Annotated in this window: 18 protein-coding genes and 1 pseudogene; 7 read left to right on the top strand and 12 right to left on the bottom strand. The window is 71.7% G+C overall.

The annotated features are described in order from the left end of the window. Position 1 precedes the first annotated feature (1 nt). From V4Y04_RS23280 to V4Y04_RS23270, 3 genes are all read left to right on the top strand, one after another. A complete protein-coding gene (locus tag V4Y04_RS23280) occupies positions 2-631 on the top strand; it encodes a hypothetical protein (protein WP_332430257.1) in 630 nt (209 codons plus the stop codon). Between the two features lie 142 nt (positions 632-773). Next, positions 774-1,355 carry a VanZ family protein gene (locus V4Y04_RS23275; protein ID WP_332430256.1) on the top strand — a complete coding sequence of 194 codons (582 nt, stop codon included), beginning with the start codon at positions 774-776 and terminating at the stop codon, positions 1,353-1,355. Positions 1,356-1,504: 149 nt separating this feature from the next. After that, positions 1,505-1,708: a PspC domain-containing protein gene (locus V4Y04_RS23270; protein WP_055593043.1), complete on the top strand. Its 204-nt coding sequence runs from the start codon at positions 1,505-1,507 to the stop codon at positions 1,706-1,708. 110 nt (positions 1,709-1,818) lie between these two features. Here V4Y04_RS23270 and V4Y04_RS23265 read toward each other — a convergent pair whose 3' ends face one another. Next, on the bottom strand, positions 1,819-2,106 hold the full coding sequence (locus V4Y04_RS23265) for a hypothetical protein (protein WP_055593042.1): 288 nt from the start codon (positions 2,104-2,106) through the stop codon (positions 1,819-1,821). A 140-nt stretch (positions 2,107-2,246) separates the two neighbouring features. After that, the gene (locus V4Y04_RS23260) at positions 2,247-3,404 is read right to left on the bottom strand and encodes an adenosine deaminase (protein WP_332430255.1); all 1,158 of its coding nucleotides are present in this window, start codon (positions 3,402-3,404) and stop codon (positions 2,247-2,249) included. 113 nt (positions 3,405-3,517) lie between these two features. On the opposite strand from V4Y04_RS23260, the gene V4Y04_RS23255 reads away from it, so the two are divergent. Beyond that, entirely contained in the window at positions 3,518-4,279 is a 762-nt protein-coding gene (locus V4Y04_RS23255; RefSeq protein WP_332430254.1) for an alpha/beta hydrolase, read from the top strand. 147 nt (positions 4,280-4,426) lie between these two features. On the opposite strand, the gene V4Y04_RS23250 is transcribed toward V4Y04_RS23255, so the two are convergent. Next, entirely contained in the window at positions 4,427-5,380 is a 954-nt protein-coding gene (locus tag V4Y04_RS23250) for a LysR family transcriptional regulator (protein ID WP_332430253.1), read from the bottom strand. Positions 5,381-5,444: 64 nt separating this feature from the next. On the opposite strand from V4Y04_RS23250, the gene V4Y04_RS23245 reads away from it, so the two are divergent. Both V4Y04_RS23245 and V4Y04_RS23240 read left to right on the top strand, forming a co-directional pair. After that, on the top strand, positions 5,445-6,809 hold the full coding sequence (locus V4Y04_RS23245) for an MFS transporter (protein WP_332430252.1): 1,365 nt from the start codon (positions 5,445-5,447) through the stop codon (positions 6,807-6,809). Between the two features lie 203 nt (positions 6,810-7,012). Further along, positions 7,013-8,029, top strand: coding sequence for a sigma-70 family RNA polymerase sigma factor (locus V4Y04_RS23240; protein WP_332430251.1), 1,017 nt, complete (start codon positions 7,013-7,015; stop codon positions 8,027-8,029). On the opposite strand, the gene V4Y04_RS23235 is transcribed toward V4Y04_RS23240, so the two are convergent. Beyond that, positions 7,913-8,302, bottom strand: coding sequence for an STAS domain-containing protein (locus V4Y04_RS23235; RefSeq protein ID WP_332430250.1), 390 nt, complete (start codon positions 8,300-8,302; stop codon positions 7,913-7,915). The genes V4Y04_RS23240 and V4Y04_RS23235 overlap by 117 nt on opposite strands. Positions 8,303-8,473: 171 nt before the next feature. On the opposite strand from V4Y04_RS23235, the gene V4Y04_RS23230 reads away from it, so the two are divergent. Beyond that, a complete protein-coding gene (locus V4Y04_RS23230) occupies positions 8,474-9,394 on the top strand; it encodes an AEC family transporter (protein WP_332430249.1) in 921 nt (306 codons plus the stop codon). 1 nt (position 9,395) lies between these two features. On the opposite strand, the pseudogene V4Y04_RS23225 reads toward V4Y04_RS23230, so the two are convergent. The 8 genes and pseudogenes from V4Y04_RS23225 to V4Y04_RS23190 form a co-directional block, all read right to left on the bottom strand. After that, positions 9,396-9,979: pseudogene (locus V4Y04_RS23225) on the bottom strand (Uma2 family endonuclease). A 104-nt stretch (positions 9,980-10,083) separates the two neighbouring features. Beyond that, on the bottom strand, positions 10,084-11,361 hold the full coding sequence (locus V4Y04_RS23220; protein WP_332432971.1) for a thymidine phosphorylase: 1,278 nt from the start codon (positions 11,359-11,361) through the stop codon (positions 10,084-10,086). Between the two features lie 171 nt (positions 11,362-11,532). Beyond that, a complete protein-coding gene (locus tag V4Y04_RS23215; RefSeq protein ID WP_332430248.1) occupies positions 11,533-11,946 on the bottom strand; it encodes a cytidine deaminase in 414 nt (137 codons plus the stop codon). After that, entirely contained in the window at positions 11,943-13,217 is a 1,275-nt protein-coding gene (locus V4Y04_RS23210; protein WP_332430247.1) for an ABC transporter permease, read from the bottom strand. The genes V4Y04_RS23215 and V4Y04_RS23210 overlap by 4 nt, the downstream gene beginning before the upstream one ends. Further along, positions 13,214-14,338: an ABC transporter permease gene (locus V4Y04_RS23205; RefSeq protein ID WP_332430246.1), complete on the bottom strand. Its 1,125-nt coding sequence runs from the start codon at positions 14,336-14,338 to the stop codon at positions 13,214-13,216. The genes V4Y04_RS23210 and V4Y04_RS23205 overlap by 4 nt, the downstream gene beginning before the upstream one ends. Further along, entirely contained in the window at positions 14,338-15,948 is a 1,611-nt protein-coding gene (locus V4Y04_RS23200; RefSeq protein WP_332430245.1) for an ABC transporter ATP-binding protein, read from the bottom strand. The genes V4Y04_RS23205 and V4Y04_RS23200 overlap by 1 nt, the downstream gene beginning before the upstream one ends. A gap of 208 nt (positions 15,949-16,156) precedes the next feature. After that, positions 16,157-17,206, bottom strand: coding sequence for a BMP family lipoprotein (locus V4Y04_RS23195; RefSeq protein WP_332430244.1), 1,050 nt, complete (start codon positions 17,204-17,206; stop codon positions 16,157-16,159). A 354-nt stretch (positions 17,207-17,560) separates the two neighbouring features. Further along, positions 17,561-18,241, bottom strand: coding sequence for a class I SAM-dependent methyltransferase (locus tag V4Y04_RS23190; RefSeq protein WP_332430243.1), 681 nt, complete (start codon positions 18,239-18,241; stop codon positions 17,561-17,563). Positions 18,242-18,406 lie beyond the last annotated feature (165 nt).

Genomic DNA, 18,406 nt, shown 5'->3' with positions numbered 1-18,406 from the left:
GATGAACGGACGACCGGTGCGCGTAGGCCGCTTCCCCGGGCTGCTCGGCTTCACCGCGCTCGGTGTGCTGCTCGCGGGGTGCGGGATCCAGGCCACCGAGGTGCCGACCGACTTCGGTCCGGCGCCCTCCCGGGTGCGCTGCTCGCAGACCGAGGCGGACGGGGCCTCGCCGCCCGCGCAGGGCCTGCCGGCCCAGGTGTTCCTGCGCTGCGGCTCGTCCCTGGTGGCCGTCGACCGGACGGTACGGATGCCGAAGGGAGCGGTGGACTCCGGGCAGCGGCGTGCCCAGGTGGCGCAAGGGCTGCTGGACCAGCTCTCGGCGTCTCCGACGCCCGCCGAGAAGGAGGCCGGGTACACCACGAACGTACGGGACGGGATGACCATGAGCGGTCCGCGGCCCGGTGACCCACAGGACGCGCTGCGTCTGAGCGCTCCACCGGAAAGCCTGACGTCCTACGCGCTCGCGCAGATCGTCTGCACGTTCTCCGCCTCGGCGGCGGCCGAGGGGGACGGCTCGGTGGTCCTGGGCGGCCAGGACGACGAGCGGGCGCGCCGCTACCGGTGCACGGACGAGGTCCGGGCCCGTCCGGGCAGCGCGGAGCCCCCGTCCACGGCGGTCACCGGCGGGTGAGGCCTCCCGGATCGCGTCGGGCGCGCTCCGGGCACGTACGCGGCCTGTGGCCGCCCTGCGCGCGGCACTGTGGCGCATGCCTCACCCGACCGGCGGGGTCCCACACGGAACCGATCCTGCCGGGGGCCGCGTCTAGGGGTTCGTGCAGCGTCAAGGACCCGTCGGCGGCACCGCCGCGTTCCGTATCCGTGTGACAGGAGGGCTCCTCCTGGCCGCATATCTCGTGTTCGTCGCCTGGTGCACGCTGCGCCCGCTGAGCGTCCCCTGGGTGATGCCTTCCAATCTGCGCCCTTTTCACGGCATCCGGGCGGACTTCGCGCTGGGCTGGGCGACGGGGGCCCGCCGGGTCGCCGAGGGCCTGGCGCTGTTCGCACCGCTCGGTGTGCTGCTGCCGATGACGGGGGGCAGGCTGAACGTCTCACCGGTGGGTTCGCTGATCCGCACCATGACCGCGGCGGCGCTGCTGTCGCTGGGCATCGAGATGCTGCAGACCGGGGTGCCGGGCCGGGTCGTGGACGTCGACGCGCTGATGCTGAACACCCTGGGCGCGGCCCTCGCGCACGCCGCCCTGGTGCCGGCGGGCCGCGCGTGGCTGCGCCGGCGGGACCTGCACCGTACGGGGGCGGAGAGCCACCGGGAGGAGCCGGCTCAGGGTCGGACCCCGACGATTGCCAGGGTCGGGATCGCCCCCTGGAGTGACGCTTTGCCCCCTTCGTCTCCGTAACGTGGAGTGCACAGGAACAGCCGTACGGAAGCCGGCCGGAACAGCCCCGGACCCGGGCCCGAACCCGGGCCCGGCATCAGTCCCGGAGCCGTTCCCGGACCCCCGGCACCCGTGGGCCACTCGGCAGCACGACCACGAAGGAGTTCACGATGTCCCGCCTCGCCCGCCCCACCGACAACCGCGTGATCGGCGGCGTGTGCGCCGCGCTGGCCCGCCGTTTCGGCACCTCCGCGACCACGATGCGGGTCGTCTTCCTGGCCTCGTGCCTGCTGCCCGGTCCGCAGTTCCTGCTCTACATAGCGCTGTGGATCCTGCTCCCGTCGGAGCACAAGGTCCGGACGAGCGCCTGGTGAGGCCCGCGCCCTCCCCGTGAGCACGCCTGTGGGGCGCCCCCGGTCCGGGGGCGCCCCATGGGTCGCGGGTCCGCCGGGGACAGGCCCGGGGCGGGACGCTCCTGTGGACGTCAGCCGATGGGGAGGCCGTTGACGGAGCCCTGCAGCGGCATGCCGCCGAGCAGGCCGGCGACCGGCTGCGCCGGGCCGTCGGCGAGCTGCTGTCCGGTCTCCAGTGCCTGCCCCGCCTCCGGCAGCGCGCCGGAGAGGTTCTCCGCCGGAAGGGCCTGGGTGGCGGTGTCCAGCGCCGGAAGGGCGTCCGGGACGGCCGGGGCGGCGGTGGCGGCACCCGCACCGGCGGCGGCGAAGGCGGCGCCGAGCGCGGCGACACCGAGGGTCTTGGCAGCAGACTGCTTCATGAAGATGTTTCCTCGAAATGGGATGCGGCGATGTGAGCGGTCCGGTGACCGTAATCAGACGGAACCACCGGCCGCAAACACCGGAATGCGGGGGAATGGTGAACACCGCCCGCATTCCCGAATGCCCGAGGTTCTCCAGTTCATTCCTCCGAGGCGACAGAACCGCTGGTGGAAGCGGCCTGCCGGAACAGCCATTCGGATTTCAGCTCGGCATAACCGGGCTTGACGACGTCATTGATCATGGCGAGTCTTTCATCGAAAGGAATGAACGCCGATTTCATCGCATTGACGGAGAACCACTGCATGTCGTCGAGCGTGTAGCCGAACGCCTCGACCAGGTGCTCGAATTCCCGGCTCATGCTCGTGTGCGACATGAGCCGGTTGTCGGTGTTCACCGTGGCCCGGAAGTGCAGCCGGCGCAGTAGGCCGATGGGGTGCTCGGCGTACGAGGCCGCCGCCCCGGTCTGGAGGTTGGAGCTGGGGCACAGCTCCAGCGGGATGCGCTTGTCCCGGACGTAGGAGGCGAGCCGGCCGAGCTCGACGGTGCCGTCGTCGCGCACCTGGATGTCGTCGATGATGCGCACCCCGTGCCCGAGCCGGTCGGCGCCGCACCACTGGAGGGCCTGCCAGATGGACGGCAGCCCGAAGGCCTCACCGGCGTGGATCGTGAAGTGGTTGTTCTCGCGCTTGAGGTACTCGAAGGCGTCGAGGTGCCGGGTGGGAGGGTAACCGGCCTCGGCGCCCGCGATGTCGAAGCCGACGACACCCAGGTCCCGGTAGCGGTTGGCGAGTTCGGCGATCTCCAGCGCGCGGGCCGCGTGCCGCATGGCGGTGAGCAGCGCGCCGACGCGGATGCGGTGGCCGTCCTCCCGGGCCCGCTGCTCCCCTTGGCGGAAGCCCTCGTCGACCGCCTCGACGACCTCCTCGAGGGTCAGCCCGCCCTCGAGGTGCTGCTCGGGCGCGTAGCGCACCTCGGCGTAGACGACACCGTCCGCGGCCAGGTCCTCGGCACACTCGGCGGCGACCCGCACCAGGGCGTCCCGGGTCTGCATGACGCCGACGGTGTGCGAGAACGTCTCCAGATAGCGTTCCAGGGAACCGGAGTCGGCGGCCTCCCGGAACCAGAGACCGAGCTTGTCCGGGTCGGTCTCGGGGAGTTGGGTGTATCCGGCCTCGCGGGCCAGGTCGACGACGGTGCCGGGGCGCAGGCCGCCGTCGAGATGGTCGTGCAGCAGAACCTTGGGTGCCCGGCGGATCTGGTCCGCGGTCGGGGTGTTCGCAGTGCTCTGGCTCGTCATCTGCGCACTCTAACTCCTACGCGCGTAGATCACCCGGCGCACACATACGCCGATATCCAACGGTGACCGCACGGCAGGGTGGCGTACACCGTTGCTTCTGACACTGTTCTGCCATGGCACAGCAAGCGACGCCGGTTCACGGGGCACGGCTGGGGAGGGCGCTCGGCCCGGATCCGGGGGCGGTGGGCGGCGTGGTGGTGCTGCTGCCCGGCGGCGATCCGGTCTCCGGCCGCAGGCCGTCCCCCTTGGTGGCGACCGCCTCCGTACGCGCACTGGGACGCCGTCTCGGCCGCGCGGGCCGGACCGAGGGACTCGCCGTCCATGTCGTCCACTACCGCTACCGGGGCTGGAACGGCGGCGAGGCGCATCTCGCGCGGGACGCCGCCTGGGCCGTCGACGAGACCGTGCGGCGCTACGGGGACGTTCCCGTGTGCCTGGCCGGCCTGGGCATGGGCGGCAGAGCGGCCCTTCGCGCGGGCGGTCACGAGGCCGTCGCCTCCGTGCTGGCGCTGGCCCCCTGGCTGCCCGGGGAGGACGCGCCCGCGCCACCCGAACCGGTGAAGCAGCTGACCGGACGGCAAGTGCTGATCGTGCACGGCACACACGACACGCGGACCGACCCCGAGCTGTCCTTCCGGCTGGCGGCGCGGGCGAAGAAGGCGAACCGGGACGTCTGCCGCTTCGAAGTGCACGCCGATGGGCACGGGTTGCGCCAGTACCGGGACGAAGTCCTCGCCCTGTGCGAGGACTTCGTGATGGGGTCGCTCTTCGGGCGGGCACTCTCGCGTCCGCTGCGGGACGCCCTGGCGGCGCCTCCGCCGCTGGGGCTGCGGATGCCGCTGGCCTCGGGGTTCGGTTCGTCGTCACGGCGATAGGCGACCGGCGTACGACGGCCGCCGAACCACGACCGGCTACCGGCAGCACGGCAGTACGGCGTTACGGCAGTACGGCAGCACAGCAGCACGGTGTTACGGCAGCACGGCGGCACGGCGGTGGGCAGTCGTGCCGCCCCGGGGTGGTGGTCAGTCCGGGAGCAGGCGGCCGCGGCGTGACAGCAGGAACTGCTTGAAGGCCGTCACCGGCGGGGTGTCCGGCTGCCCGGCCAGCCAGGCGACACCGATCTCGCGGGCCGCTCGCGGGGAGGTGACAGTCAGTTCGACCACTTCGGGGCGGGGCACGGCCGGCGGGGGCAGCAGGGCGACGCCGAGTCCGGCCGCGACCAGGCCCCGCAGGGTCTCCGCCTCCTCGCCCTCGAAGGCGACCCGGGGTCGGAACCCGGCCCGGTCGCAGAGGGCGTCGGTGATGCGGCGCAGACCGTAACCGGGTTCCAGGGTCACGAAGGTCTCGTCGGCGGCCTCGGCGAGGCGGATCCGGCGGCGGCCGGCGAGCCGGTGGTCGGCGGGGACGACCAGGCGCAGTTTCTGCTCGTCGAGGCGTCGGGCGACGAGGTCGGGGGCGTCCGGGACCGGGGAGGTCAGGCACAGGTCGAGCTCGCCCGTGCGAAGGCCCTCCAGCATGGCGTCACCGTGGTTCTGGACGAGGCTGAAGCGGATGCGCGGGTGGTCGGCGCGGAAGGTGTGCAGCAGGCCGGGCACGGTCTCGGCGCCCATGGTGTGCAGGAACCCGAAGGCGACCTTGCCGGTGGCCGGGTCGGCGTCGGCGCGCACCTCGTCGGCGGCTCGCCCGATCTCGGCGAGGGCCCGTTCGACGGAGACGAGGAAGGCGCGGCCGGCGGGGGTGAGGGAGAGCGTACGGCCGTGGCGGGCGAACAGGTCGACGCCCAGGTCCTGTTCGAGGCGGACGACGGACCGGGAGAGCGTGGACTGCGGGACCTGCAGCTCCTGGGCGGCCCGGGTGACATGCTCCGTACGGGCGACGCCGGCGAAGTGGACGAGACGCGGTGCGAGCAGCGCGACGATGTCTTCTGTGTCACTGGACGGTGACAGCCGGCCCTGCGACCTCTGCTGATGCTGCATGGGAACGATTATGACGATTCCATGCATTGGACGGATGAGCGGAGCCGTCCGTAACGTCGAGCACATGTCTCCCGCCAGTACCAGGGCGTCCACCACCGTGGACGCCCGCACCTCCGTCACGTCCCCGATCTCCCCCTCCCCCTCCTCCCCTCCCCCGAGCACGCCCGGCGCCCCGGACGCCCCGGACATCCCGAGCGCGCCGGGCGGCGCCGACTCCCGTATGTCCCCGGGCGACCCCCGTTTCCGCCGGACGAGCCTCGCCCTCTTCCTGGCGGGTGTGGCGACCTTCGCGCTGCTGTATTCCACGCAGGCCCTGCTGCCGCTGATCTCCGGCGACCTCGGGGTGAGCGCGGGCGACGCGAGCTGGACGGTGGCGGCGGCCACCGGCGGTCTGGCGGTGTTCGTGCTGCCGATGAGCGCGCTGTCGGAGCGGTACGGACGCCGTACGGTCATGACGGCCTCCCTGGCCGTCGCGGTGACCGTCGGGCTGCTGGTCCCCTTCGCCCCGTCGCTCGGCGCCCTGGTGGCGCTGCGGGCGCTCCAGGGGGCGGCCCTGGCCGGGGTGCCCGCGTCGGCGACCGCGTATCTGGCGGAGGAGGTCCGGCCCAGGGCCCTGGTGACCGCGATCGGACTGTTCGTCGCGGGCAACAGCGTCGGCGGGATGAGCGGCCGGGTCATCACCGGCTGGGTGGCGCAGGAGTGGGGCTGGCGGGTCGCCGTCGGCGTGATCGGGGTGCTCGCGGTGGCGTGTGCGGTCGCGTTCCGGCTGCTGCTGCCGGCGCCGAAGCACTTCCGTCCGGGCTCGCTGCGGCCGCGGGTGCTGCTCGGCACGGTCCGCGACCATCTCGCGAACCCGCTGCTGCGGCGCCTGTACGCCATCGGCGCCCTGTTCATGACGGTGTTCGGCGGGGTCTACACCATGATCGGCTACCGGCTGGCCGAGGCGCCCTTCTCACTCCCCCAGGGCGTCGTCGGCTCGATCTTCCTGGTGTACCTGGTCGGCACGGTGGCGGCTTCGGCGTCGGGCCGGCTGGTGGGCCGGCTCGGCCGCCGGGGCGCGCTGTACGCGGCGGGCGGCACCACCGCGGCGGGCCTGCTGCTGTCCCTGGCCGGCTCCCTGCCCCTGATCCTGCTGGGCCTGGTGCTGATCACCGGCGGCTTCTTCACGGGCCACGCGGTCGCGTCCTCGGCGGTCGGACGGACGGCCACCCGGGGCCGCGCCCAGGCGTCGGCGCTGTACCAGTCCGCCTATTACGTCGGCTCCAGCGTGGGCAGCACGGTCGGTGCGCTCGCCTTCCACTCGGGCGGCTGGTCCGGGACGGTGGGGGTCGGTCTGGTGGCGGTGGCCGGCGTCGTGACCATCACGGTGCTGGGCACCCGGGCGGCCCGGGTGGAGCGGGTGGAGCGGCGCGGGCTCGCCCCGGCGTGAGGCGGCCCGACGAGGCCGGCCTGATGCGGCCCGGCGGGGCCGACGGCCGGGAAGCGGGCGGAAGCCTTTGTTCCACCCGCTGAACCCGCTTCCCCGACCTGCACGTTCGTCGACTCGGGGGGCCGCTGTCAGTGGGCTGCGGTAGCTTCCGAAGTGCTGGGTGCGAAGGCGCGCCGCAGACAAGCCACAGGGGTGGGTGGACGATGACGAACGGCACGGCGACGACGACCGGTCTCGACGCCAGGCTCGAGGCGCACCGCGTCGAGCTGACCGGGTACTGCTACCGCATGCTCGGCTCCTCCTTCGAGGCGGAGGACGCGGTGCAGGACACGATGGTCCGTGCCTGGCGCGGCTTCGACAGGTTCGAGGGCCGTTCCAGTCTGCGCTCCTGGCTGTACCGCATCGCGACCAACGTCTGCCTGGACATGCTGACGGCCGGCAACAAGCGGGCCCGCCCGATGGATCTGACGGAGTCGACCCCGCTGGCCCGCGCGGCCCTCTCGCCCCGGCCGGACCACACCTGGCTGGAGCCGATGCCGGATTCCCGGATACTGCCCGAGACCGCCGATCCCGCGGAGGCGGCGGTCGCCAAGGAGTCCGTGCGGCTCGCCTTCATGGCCGCGCTCCAGCAGCTGCCGCCCAAGCAGCGGGCGGTGCTGCTGCTGCGCGAGGTGCTGGCCTGGAAGGCGAGCGAGGTGGCCGAGCTGCTCGGCACCTCGGTCGCGTCCGTCAACAGCGCGTTGCAGCGGGCGCGGGCGACGCTCGCGGAGCGGCGGCAGCCGGGCGCCGAGGCGTCCGTCTCGGACCCGCTGGACGAGGAGCAGCAGAAGCTTCTGGAGCGCTATGTGGAGGCGTTCGAGGGGTACGACATGTCGGCGCTGACGGCGTTGCTGCACGAGGACGCCATCATGACGATGCCGCCGTTCGACCTGTGGCTGACCGGCCCCGGAGACATCACGGGCTTCATGACGACGCTGGGCGCCTCCTGTGCGGGTTCGCGCCTGCTGCCGGTCCAGGTCAACGGCCTGCCCGGCTTCGCCCACTACAAGCCGGCCCCGGAGGGTGGCGGTTTCACCCCGTGGGCGGTCCAGGTGCTGGAGATCTCAGACGGCCGGATCACCGGGTTCCACTGCTTCCTCGACACCCGGCGCTGGTTCCCGCTGTGCGGGCTGCCCCTCCACCTCGAAGCCGAGACCGACGAGGTCGAGCAGGGAGCATAGGGCGGGGTCGGGGTCGCGCAGCCGTATCCGGCCCCCGGTCCGGCGGGCCAGGAGCTGAAGACGCGCCAGCAGGTTCACGGTGGCGAGCCCCGGCGGCCCCAGCCCGCCCACGTCGCAGACGACCACCCCGCCGGTTCCGCCGCCGTCGAGGAGTGCCCGCAGCGCGTCGCCCGGCCCGCTCACCCCGTCCGGGGTGACGGGGCCGAGCAGGACGAGTACGGGGGGTGTCGTGGTATCCACGACCGGTAGACCGGGCGCGGTCGCGCAACTCATCGCGGGGGCGTGGACGCCTGCTCGGGGACGGGCGGCGGAGCCCGCTTCCGCAGGGACGACACAGAGATCACATTGACCCGGGCACGGCCCTCCCCCGAGGGTTGGCTGCATGCACCACAGATCACCTCCGTCCGCGCCCCCCGGTGCTCGCCACCCCGGCGAGGAGCCGTCGTGCAGGGGGTACTGAGCGGGTTCGCGGTGATCGCGGTCGTCATCGGCGCCGGCTATGTGATCGGCCGCCGGGGGTATCTCGGCGGGCAGGCCCGCGACGTGCTGACGAAGCTGGCGTTCCACGTGGCCTCGCCGGCCCTGCTGTTCACCGTCCTCGCCGAGGCCGACCTGTCCCTGGTCTTCTCCGGCCGGCTTCTGGTCACGGCGCTGAGCACGCTTGCGGTGGCCGGCGTCTTCGTGACGGTGGGTGCCGTACGCCGCTGGGGCGTGGGCCGTACCACCATCGGTGCCCTGTGCTCCAGTTACGTCAACTCCGGCAACCTCGGCATCCCGATCGCCGTGTACGTCCTCGGCGACGCCTCGCTGGTGGCGCCGGTGCTGCTCTTCCAGCTCGTGATGGTCACCCCGGTCGCGCTGACGATCCTGGACCTGGCGACCGCCGGGGAGAAGCAGCCCCTGTGGCGACGGCTGCTCACACCACTGCGGAACCCGATCGCGCTGGGCTCACTGGCGGGGGTGGCGGTGGCGGCGAGTGGCGTCGACGTCCCCGGCCCGGTCATGGACCCGGTGACCCTGATCGGCAACATGGCGGTTCCTGCCGTCCTCCTCGCCTTCGGCATCTCGCTGCGCGGCAGCTCGCTGCCCCTGCGGGGCGGTGAGCGCGGGACGGTCCTGCTGGCCGTGGCGCTGAAGTCGGTGGGCCAGCCGGTGGTCGCCTGGGCGCTGGCGGTGGGGGTGTTCGGGCTGCGCGGCGCACAGCTGCTCGACGTGGTGGTGACCTCGGCCCTGCCGGCCGCGCAGAACCTCTTCACGTACGCGAGCAGCTACCGCGTCGGCGAGACCCTGGCGCGCGAGGCGATCCTGGTGTCGACCCTGCTGTCGGTACCGGTGCTCGTGGTGGTGGCGACGGTGCTGGGGTGACTCAGGGGTGGGGGAACTCAGCGGTGTCAATGACAAGGTCGAAGGGCTTCGGCAGTTCGATCGGATCGCCGAACTTGACGGTGCTCAGGGACGGTAGACATCGCCGTTCGGTTCGCCGAAGAGTGTCGCGGTCGGGCCTTCGGGGTTCCAGCGGTCGACGAGAAGGTAGAGCGGGATGCCCGCGGCGGCGTAGGCGACGGGCTTGGAAATGCGGTCATGCCGGGCGTTGTACGCCGAGGTCACCTCGACGACCAGTTCGGCGAGGGCGGCGGGCAGACGGGTGTCCGACTCCTGGTGCTCCCGGTCCGGGTACACCAGAAGATCCGGAATGAGCATCCCCGAACGTGAGGGCACGGTGATGGCCTGGGTCTGGAAGATCGCCCAGTTCTGCGGAATCACGGAGTACAAGGGGCGCTGCATGCGTTCCGCGATCACATTGTGGTGAAGCCCGGGAGCGGGTGACACGGTGATGATCCCCTCGATGATCTCCACCTTGCTGCCCTCGGGCCATTCCATCTCCTCCCAGAAGCGGACGAGGTCGTCCCACCTCTGGTCGGGGTGCTCGCTCACTGCGACTACGGTCATGGTGCTCCCCCGTCTGTGCACCACCGATCCCAGCACGCCGAACGGGGCCGGTGGTGGTCCACCGACCCCGTTCATCCGAATGAGGCATGTCCCGCGTGCGTGGGTCAGGCGATGCGTTCCCGCACCACCGGCGCCGCCGTGAAGGGCGTGCCGGGGGCCGCGATGTCGTGGGAGCCGGACACCGCGTCGAGGGCGTAGGCGAAGCGGTCCGGGGTGTCCGTGTGCAGGGTCAGGAGGGGCTGGCCCTCGGTGACGGTGTCACCGGGCTTGGCGTGCAGTTCGACGCCCGCGCCCGCCTGTACCGGGTCCTCCTTGCGGGCGCGGCCCGCGCCGAGGCGCCAGGCGGCGACGCCGATGTCGTAGGCGTCCAGGCGGGTCAGGACGCCGGAGGCGGTCGCCGTCACCACGTGCTGTTCCCGCGCCGTGGGCAGGGGGGCGTCCGGGTCGCCGCCCTGGGCCGCGATCATGCGGCGCCAGACGTCCATCGCGGAGCCGTCGGCCAGGGCCTTCGCCGGGTCGGCGTCCTTCAGTCCGGCGGCGTCCAGCATCTCGCGGGCCAGGGCGAGGGTGAGCTCGACGACGTCGGCGGGGCCGCCGCCCGCCAGGACCTCCACCGACTCGCGGACCTCGAGCGCGTTGCCGGCGGTGAGGCCGAGCGGCGTCGACATGTCGGTGAGCAGGGCGACGGTCCGCACGCCGTGGTCGGTGCCGAGGCCGACCATGGTGGACGCCAGTTCGCGGGCGTCCTCGATCGTCTTCATGAAGGCGCCGCTGCCGGCCTTCACGTCCAGGACGAGTGAGCCGGTGCCCTCGGCGATCTTCTTCGACATGATCGAGGAGGCGATCAGCGGGATCGCCTCGACGGTGCCGGTCACGTCGCGCAGGGCGTAGAGCTTCTTGTCGGCGGGGGCGAGGCCGTCGCCGGCCGCGCAGATGACGGCGCCGACGCCGTCGAGGACGGACAGCATCTCCTCGTTGGAGAGCAGCGCGCGCCAGCCGGGTATCGACTCCAGCTTGTCGAGGGTGCCGCCGGTGTGACCCAGGCCTCTGCCGGACAGCTGCGGGACGGCCGCGCCGCAGGCCGCGACCAGCGGGGCGAGCGGCAGGGTGATCTTGTCGCCGACGCCGCCCGTGGAGTGCTTGTCGGAGGTGGGGCGCGACAGCGAGGAGAAGTCCATGCGCTCGCCGGAGGCGATCATCGCGGCGGTCCAGCGGGCGATCTCGCTCCGGTTCATGCCGTTGAGGAGGATCGCCATCGCGAGGGCCGACATCTGCTCGTCGGCGACCTCCCCGCGGGTGTACGCGTCGATGACCCAGTCGATCTGCTCGTCGCTGAGTTCGCCGCGGTCCCGCTTGGTGCGGATGACGGAGATGACGTCCATGGCCATGGGTGGCATTCCTTCCGGAGTGCGAAGGGCGCGGCCCCTCGGGACGCGGCCTCTCCGGTCGGGAGTGAGCCGTGCGGAGGGGCCGCGGTGGAGCTACGGGGTGCGAGGTTCTACGGGTTGCGGGGTGCGGGGCCCTACGGGATGCGGGGCCCCGGCCCTACGGGGTTACTTGGCGAGGTGCTCCGGGCCGAAGGCCTGGGGCAGCATCGCCGACAGCGGCAGGACGCCCGACGGGGTTTCGAGGAGCAGTCCGGGGCCGCCGAACTCGTACAGCAGCTGGCGGCAGCGGCCGCACGGGACGAGGATCGCGCCCGTGCCGTCCACGCAGGTGAAGTGCGTGAGCCGGCCGCCTCCGGTGCGCTGCAGCTCCGAGACCAGTCCGCACTCGGCGCACAGGCCGAGGCCGTAGCTGGCGTTCTCGACGTTGCAGCCGGAGACCGTGCGCCCGTCGTCGACCCGGGCGGCGACACCGACCGGGTAGCCCGAGTAGGGGGCGTACGCGTGGGACATGGCCTCCCGTGCCACCGCGCGCAGCGCCTCCCAGTCGGTGTCCGCCGCGGCGGCCGGGGCGGGCGTCATCCGCCCTGTCCCTTCCGGTACGGGAGTCCGTCCGCCTTCGGCATGCGCAGCCGCTGCGCGGACAGGGCCAGGACGACAAGGGTGATGACGTACGGGGTGGCGGCGACGACCTGGTTGGGGACCTCGTTGGTGCCGGCGTACCAGGCGAAGACGAGCGCGCCGATGACCAGGGTGACGACCGCGTGCACGTACTTCTTGCGGATCGCCAGCCAGATCGCGCCGGCGAGCAGGAGCAGCGCGCCGAGCAGCAGCAGGGCGTGCACGTTGGTGGAGCCGCCGCGCAGGTTGAGGCTGTCGGTGTAGCCGAAGAGTCCGGCGCCGATGGCGAGGCCGCCCGGCATCCAGTTGCCGAAGATCATCGCGGCGAGGCCGATGTAGCCGCGCCCGCTGACCTGGCCCTCCAGGTAGAAGGGGTTGGCGACGATGGAGAGGAAGGCGCCGCCGAGGCCGGCCAGACCGCCGGAGATGATCACGGCGAGGTACTTGTACTTGTAGACGTTGACGCCGAGGGACTCCGCGGCGACGGGGTTCTCACCGCAGGAGCGCAGGCGCAGGCCGAAGGCGGTGCGCCAGAGGATCCACCAGGTGGCGGGGATGAGCGCGACGGCTATGAGGGTCAGCCAGGAGACGTTGGTGACCAGGCCGCCGAGCAGGCCCGCGATGTCGGAGACGAAGAACCAGCCCTTGGCGTTGAGGTCCCGCAGCGCGTCGGACAGCCCCGGCACGGTGAAGTGGCCGAGCGGTTCGATCGCCGGGGACTGCTTGGCGGAGCCGCCCTGGTGGCCTTCGAAGGCGAGCGGGGCGAGGTAGCGGGTGACGCCGAGGGCGAGGATGTTGATGGCCACACCGGAGACGATGTGGTTGACGCGGAAGGTGACGGTGACGACGGCGTGCAGCAGACCGCCGAGGCAGCCGCCGATGATGCCGACCAGGACGCCGGTCCACGGGCCCCACTGGAATCCGGCCCAGGCGCCGAACCAGGTGCCGAGGATCAGCATGCCCTCGAGGCCGATGTTGACGACGCCCGCGCGCTCGGCCCACAGGCCGCCGAGTCCGGCGAGGCCGATGGGGACGGCGAGCTGGAGGGCGGTGGACATCTGGCTGACGTTGGTGATGCCGTCCGCGCCGGTGATGATGCGGACGATCGAGACCAGGGCCAGGGCGCCGGCGATGACCAGCAGCAGCACGGGCCACGACATGCGGCGGCCGGTGGGCGCCGCAGGCTGCAGCGAGGGCTGGTTGACGTCGGTCGCTGTGGTCGGGGCGGTCATCGGCCAGCCACCTCCTTCGTGGTGTTGTTGTCGGCACCGAGGACGTGACCGGCGGCGAGTTCCGCGCCGACCCGGCGCTGCTGACGGCGCAGGCCCCACTCGCGGACGGCCTCGTAGGAGACGACGACCGAGAGGACGATCAGGCCCTGCATGATGACCGCGATCTCCTTGTCGTAGCCGTGGAAGTCCAGCTCGGGTGAGGCCTTGTCGAGCCAGGCCCACAGCAGGGCGGCGAAGGCGATGCCGACGGGGCTGTTGCGGCCGAGCAGGGCGATGCCGATGCCGAGGAAGCCGATACCGGTGGGGAAGTTCAGGTTGTAGGTGTGGGAGTCGCCGAGCAGGATCGGTAGGCCCGCGAGACCGGCGAGACCGCCGGAGATCAGCATGGCGGTGAGCACCATGCGCTTGGGGTCGACGCCGCTGGCCGCGGCGGCGGTCGTGGAGGCGCCGGAGGCGCGCAGGTCGAAGCCGAAGCGGGTGCGGTTGAGGACGACCCAGTAGCCGATGCCGAGCAGCGCGGCGAGGACGACCAGACCGTAGATCTCGCCGGCCTCGCCCATGTCGATGCCGGGGACCCAGCCGGACTCGTGCATCTCGCCGGTGGTGCTGTTGTTGCCGATCTTGACGCCGAAGACGTCCGGCTTCCACATGTAGACGATGAGGGACGTGGCGATCGCGTTGAGCATGATCGTGGCGACGACCTCGCTGACCCCGCGGGTGACCTTGAGGACACCGGCGATACCGGACCAGAAGGCGCCGGTGAACACGGCGGTGAGGAGCAGCAGCGGGATCTGCAGCACGGCCGGCAGGTTCATGTGGGTGCCGACGACGGCGGCCATGAAGGCACCGAGCTGGTACTGGCCGTCGACCCCGATGTTGAAGAGGTTCATCCGGAAGCCGATGGCCACGGCGAGGGCGGCGATGTAGTACATCGAGGCCTGGTTGATGATCAGGACCTGGATGTCGGAGAACGTCGCCTGCTCGAACATCAGGGCGAACGGCTCGACGGGGTTCTTGCCCGAGGCGAGCAGCACGATCGCGCTGAGCGCGAAGGCCACGGCGAGCGCGATGACCGGTCCGGCCACCGCGAGGAGCACACGCTCCTTGTCGAACTTCTTCATCAGCGGGCCTCGTCTTCCGGAGACTCGGGGGTGTCGGCCGCGGCGCCGGGGGCACGGGCCCCGGTGTTCCGGGCGTCGGCCGGGGTCTCGGGGGTCTCTTCGTGTTCGAGGTGGCCGGTGGCGGCACCGGTCATGGCGGTACCGAGCTCCTCCGGGGTGATGGTGGCGGGGTCGGCGTCCGCGACGAGCCTGCCGTCGTAGATCACCCGGAGGGTGTCGGACAGGCCGATCAGCTCGTCCAGGTCGGCGGAGATCAGCAGGACGGCGAGGCCCTCGCGGCGCGCCTGACGGATGTGGTCCCAGATCGCGGCCTGCGCGCCGACGTCCACACCGCGGGTGGGGTGGGAGGCGATCAGGAAGCGGGGCCGGTGGCTCATCTCGCGGCCGACGATCAGCTTCTGCTGGTTGCCTCCGGACAGGGAGGCGGCGGTGACGTCGATGCCGGGGGTGCGCACGTCGTACTTCCGGACGATGCGCCGGGTGTCCTTCTGAGCCGCCTTCGGGTCCAGCCAGAAGCCCTTGGCGTTGGGCTTCTCGGTGACGTGGCCGAGGATGCGGTTCTCCCAGAGGGGCGCTTCCAGGAGCAGGCCGTGGCGGTGGCGGTCCTCGGGGATGTAGCCGATGCCCTCCTCGCGGCGCTTGCGGGTGGCCCAGCCGGTGATCTCCTCGTCGGCCAGCCGGATGGTGCCGGAGTCGGCGGCCCGCAGGCCGATGAGGGCGTCGACCAGTTCGGTCTGGCCGTTGCCCTCGACGCCGGCGATGCCCAGGACCTCACCCGCGTGGATGGTGAAGCTGATGTCGTCGAGCAGGGCCTTGCCGCCGGGGGCCGCCAGGCGCAGCGTGTCGACGGTGAGGACCGGACGGTCGGTGACCGTGGACTCGGCGGTCTCCGGGGTGGGCAGTTCGCTGCCGACCATCATCTCGGCGAGCCGGCGCGGGGTGGTCTCGGCGGGGACGGCCGTACCGACGGTGGTGCCCCGGCGGATGACGGTGATGTCGTCGGCGACCGAGAGGACCTCGCCCAGCTTGTGGGAGATGAAGATGACCGACAGGCCCTCCGCCTTGAGCTCGCGCAGGTTGTCGAAGAGCGCGTCGACCTCCTGCGGGACGAGGACGGCGGTGGGCTCGTCGAGGATCAGCGTGGTGGCGCCGCGGTAGAGGACCTTGAGGATCTCCACGCGCTGGCGGGCGGCGACACCGAGTTCCTCGACCAGCAGGTCGGGTCGTACGCCGAGGCCGTAGCGGTCGGAGAGTTCCTTGATCTTGCGGCGGGCCTTCGCGCCGATGCCGTACAGCTTCTCGCTGCCGAGCACCACGTTCTCGAGGACCGTGAGGTTGTCGGCGAGCATGAAGTGCTGGTGGACCATGCCGATGCCGCGGGCGATGGCGTCGGCCGGCGAGGAGAAGGAGACCGTCTCCCCGTGGATCGCGATGGTGCCCTCGTCCGGCTTCTGCATGCCGTAGAGGATCTTCATCAGCGTCGACTTGCCGGCACCGTTCTCGCCGACGAGCGCGTGCACGGTGCCCTTGCGGACCGTGAGGTGGATGTCGTGGTTGGCCACGACCCCGGGGAAACGCTTCGTGATCCCGGCGAGTTCGACGGCGGTCACCGATTCGTTGACCGCCGCTCCGGCCGGAGGGCTGCTGGACGCGTTGATGGCGCACTCCTGGGGACGGGGGTCGTCTACGCGCGTAGCGCCCCTACGGCATCGAACGGGGTCGCGCACCCCGCTCGACGGGGTGCGGGGAGCCTACTCCCCGCACCCCGTCGAGCGGTCGCGACCCCAAGGGTTACACGCTGTGCAGGTCCTGCCGGACTCAGCTCGACTGGACCTTGATGTCGCCGCTGATGATCTTCTTCTTGGCCGTCTCGATGACGTCCTGAAGCTTCGCGTTGTCCGCGAACACGGGGTTGGACTGCGCGAGGCCGACCTCACCCGACGCCAGATCGCCCCTGAGGATACCGGTGCGGGGAGCCTTGTCCTCGACCGACTGCGCCAGCTTGTACACCGACTTGGCGACGTCCTTCGTCGCGGAGGTGAGGATCGAGCCCTTGTACTTCGCCAGGGCTTCCTGCGCGTACTGGTCGGAGTCCACACCGATCGCCCAGACCTTGTTGGCGGCCGCGGCCTCGATGGCACCCTGACCGGACAGACCGGCCGCCGTGTAGATGACGTCGGCCTTCTTCTCGACCTGGCCCTCGGCGGCGGCCTTGCCCTTGTCCGGGCTGGAGAAGCCACCCTCCTCCGCCGTCTGCGTCAGGAACTGCGAGACGACCTTGACGTCCGGGTTCGTGTCCTTGACGCCCTGCTCGAAGCCCGCGCGGAACTTGTGGATCAGCGGGATGTCCACACCGCCGATGAAGCCCACCACGTCGGTCTTGGTGGTCTCGGCGGCGGCGACGCCGGCCAGGTAGGAGGCCTGCTCCTCGGAGAAGACCAGGTCCGCCACGTTGTCCAGCTCGACCGTGGAGTCGTCGACGATGCCGAAGGTGGTGTCCGGGTACTTCTCGGCGGCGCCCTTCACGGCGGCGGCGTAGGCGTAGCCGACACCGACGACCGGGTCGTAGCCCTGCTTCGCCAGCGAGGCCAGGCGCTGCTCCTTGTCCGCGTCGGTCTCACCGTCGGTGGGCTCGACGTCGGCGGTCTTGTAGCCGAACTCCTTCTCCGCCTGCTGCAGGCCCGCGTACGCCGCGTCGTTGAAGGACTGGTCGCCCCTGCCGCCGACGTCGTACGCGATGGCGATGCCCTTGTCGTCCTTCGACTCCGACGAGCCGGAAGAGGTCGAGGTGCCACCGCAGGCGGCGAGCGCGAGGGCCAGGGAGGCGGTCGCTGCGCCTGCGACCGTGATCCGGGAAATCCGGCGCATGTGTGGTGCTCCTTCGTACAAGCGCCGGAAGATCGGGGGGGCGGCGCTGGCTTCGCCGCAGATTAACGCGCGTAGACCTCCCTGGAAACCCCTTCTGTCCAGCTTGTTATGCGGCTGTGGCCTACTCGGCCCCTACCGCGGGTACGCCATCGCCGATCACGAACGGATCGTGGCACTGGGTGACATTCGGGCGATGTGCGGGCGATGTACAGCGTGAGGTGACAAGCACCGTGACATCCGACACATTGCCCGCCGGTCGGCCCGCCGGCCGGCGCGGCGTACTCCCGGTGCCGGAGCGGGCCGCCGGGTCCGCTGCCGACGGGAGGGCTCGGCGCACCCGGCGGCGGAGAGAGCTCAGCACAGTCGGCGTGCGCGCAGCACCAGGTCGTCGGTGTGGTGCGCGCCGGCGCCGCCGTCGGGCGCCACCCGGGGCCGCTGCTCGTCCGCCTCCACCTCCCAGTCCTCGTCGAGCAGAGCGGCGACCATCGAGGGCCAGACGTAGTCGGCCGGGTCGAAGCCGCTCTCGTGCTCCTGCCGGGTGTCCATCCCCGCGTGGTGCACGAGCAGCAGCACGCCGCCGGGCGCGACGGCCGCGAGCAGCGCTCGCTCGGCCGCGGCGTCGGGGGTCCGCAACAGGGCGGGGTACTGCGCGGAGACCAGGTCGAAGGAGGCCGGCGGGAGGGCCGCCTCCGTCAGTGAGGCGTGAACCCAGCGAACGGCGAGGCCGGCGTCCCGCGCGTGCCCGGCCGCCCGCTCCAGTGCCACGCCCGAGACCTCGAGTGCGGTCACGTCCCAGCCGCGGCGCGCGAGCCAGACGGCGTCCGCGCCCTCGCCGCAGCCGACGTCGAGCACCCGCCCGGGTGTGAGCCCGGCGGCCTCGGCCACCAGCGCGCCGTTGGGCCGGCCACTCCACAGTTGCTGTCGGTCGGTGTACCGGTTGTCCCACTCCGCCCTCACCGCGGGGTCTCCGACGTATCCGTCGGCGGGGAAGGGCGGGTCGAACGCGGGCGGTCCTGCCACGATGTCGTCGTTCATCGGCCCACCGTCGCCCAGCGTGTACCGGACACGCCACTCCTGTTGCCGGTTCGGCAAGACGGCGTCCGAAGGGCACGAAAAGCGGGCGGACACCCACTGGGGTGCCCGCCCGGCTTCGTCACTGCGGTGCTGCGGTAGTGCGGTAGTGCGGTAGTACGAGCTGCG

The organism is Streptomyces sp. P9-A2 (assembly GCF_036634175.1).
Lineage (GTDB): Bacteria > Actinomycetota > Actinomycetes > Streptomycetales > Streptomycetaceae > Streptomyces > Streptomyces pratens.
Note: the sequence above shows the minus strand (reverse complement) of the source record. Positions and strands in the feature narration are given on the sequence as shown.

Coding starts and splice junctions, on each gene's coding strand:
- V4Y04_RS23280 (WP_332430257.1), top strand. CDS start 2: ATGAACGGACGACCGGTGCGCGTAGGCCGCTTCCCCGGGCTGCTCGGC.
- V4Y04_RS23270 (WP_055593043.1), top strand. CDS start 1,505: ATGTCCCGCCTCGCCCGCCCCACCGACAACCGCGTGATCGGCGGCGTG.
- V4Y04_RS23265 (WP_055593042.1), bottom strand. CDS start 2,106: ATGAAGCAGTCTGCTGCCAAGACCCTCGGTGTCGCCGCGCTCGGCGCC.
- V4Y04_RS23260 (WP_332430255.1), bottom strand. CDS start 3,404: ATGACGAGCCAGAGCACTGCGAACACCCCGACCGCGGACCAGATCCGC.
- V4Y04_RS23255 (WP_332430254.1), top strand. CDS start 3,518: ATGGCACAGCAAGCGACGCCGGTTCACGGGGCACGGCTGGGGAGGGCG.
- V4Y04_RS23250 (WP_332430253.1), bottom strand. CDS start 5,380: ATGCAGCATCAGCAGAGGTCGCAGGGCCGGCTGTCACCGTCCAGTGAC.
- V4Y04_RS23245 (WP_332430252.1), top strand. CDS start 5,445: ATGTCTCCCGCCAGTACCAGGGCGTCCACCACCGTGGACGCCCGCACC.
- V4Y04_RS23240 (WP_332430251.1), top strand. CDS start 7,013: ATGACGAACGGCACGGCGACGACGACCGGTCTCGACGCCAGGCTCGAG.
- V4Y04_RS23235 (WP_332430250.1), bottom strand. CDS start 8,302: ATGAGTTGCGCGACCGCGCCCGGTCTACCGGTCGTGGATACCACGACA.
- V4Y04_RS23220 (WP_332432971.1), bottom strand. CDS start 11,361: ATGGACGTCATCTCCGTCATCCGCACCAAGCGGGACCGCGGCGAACTC.
- V4Y04_RS23215 (WP_332430248.1), bottom strand. CDS start 11,946: ATGACGCCCGCCCCGGCCGCCGCGGCGGACACCGACTGGGAGGCGCTG.
- V4Y04_RS23210 (WP_332430247.1), bottom strand. CDS start 13,217: ATGACCGCCCCGACCACAGCGACCGACGTCAACCAGCCCTCGCTGCAG.
- V4Y04_RS23205 (WP_332430246.1), bottom strand. CDS start 14,338: ATGAAGAAGTTCGACAAGGAGCGTGTGCTCCTCGCGGTGGCCGGACCG.
- V4Y04_RS23195 (WP_332430244.1), bottom strand. CDS start 17,206: ATGCGCCGGATTTCCCGGATCACGGTCGCAGGCGCAGCGACCGCCTCC.
- V4Y04_RS23190 (WP_332430243.1), bottom strand. CDS start 18,241: ATGAACGACGACATCGTGGCAGGACCGCCCGCGTTCGACCCGCCCTTC.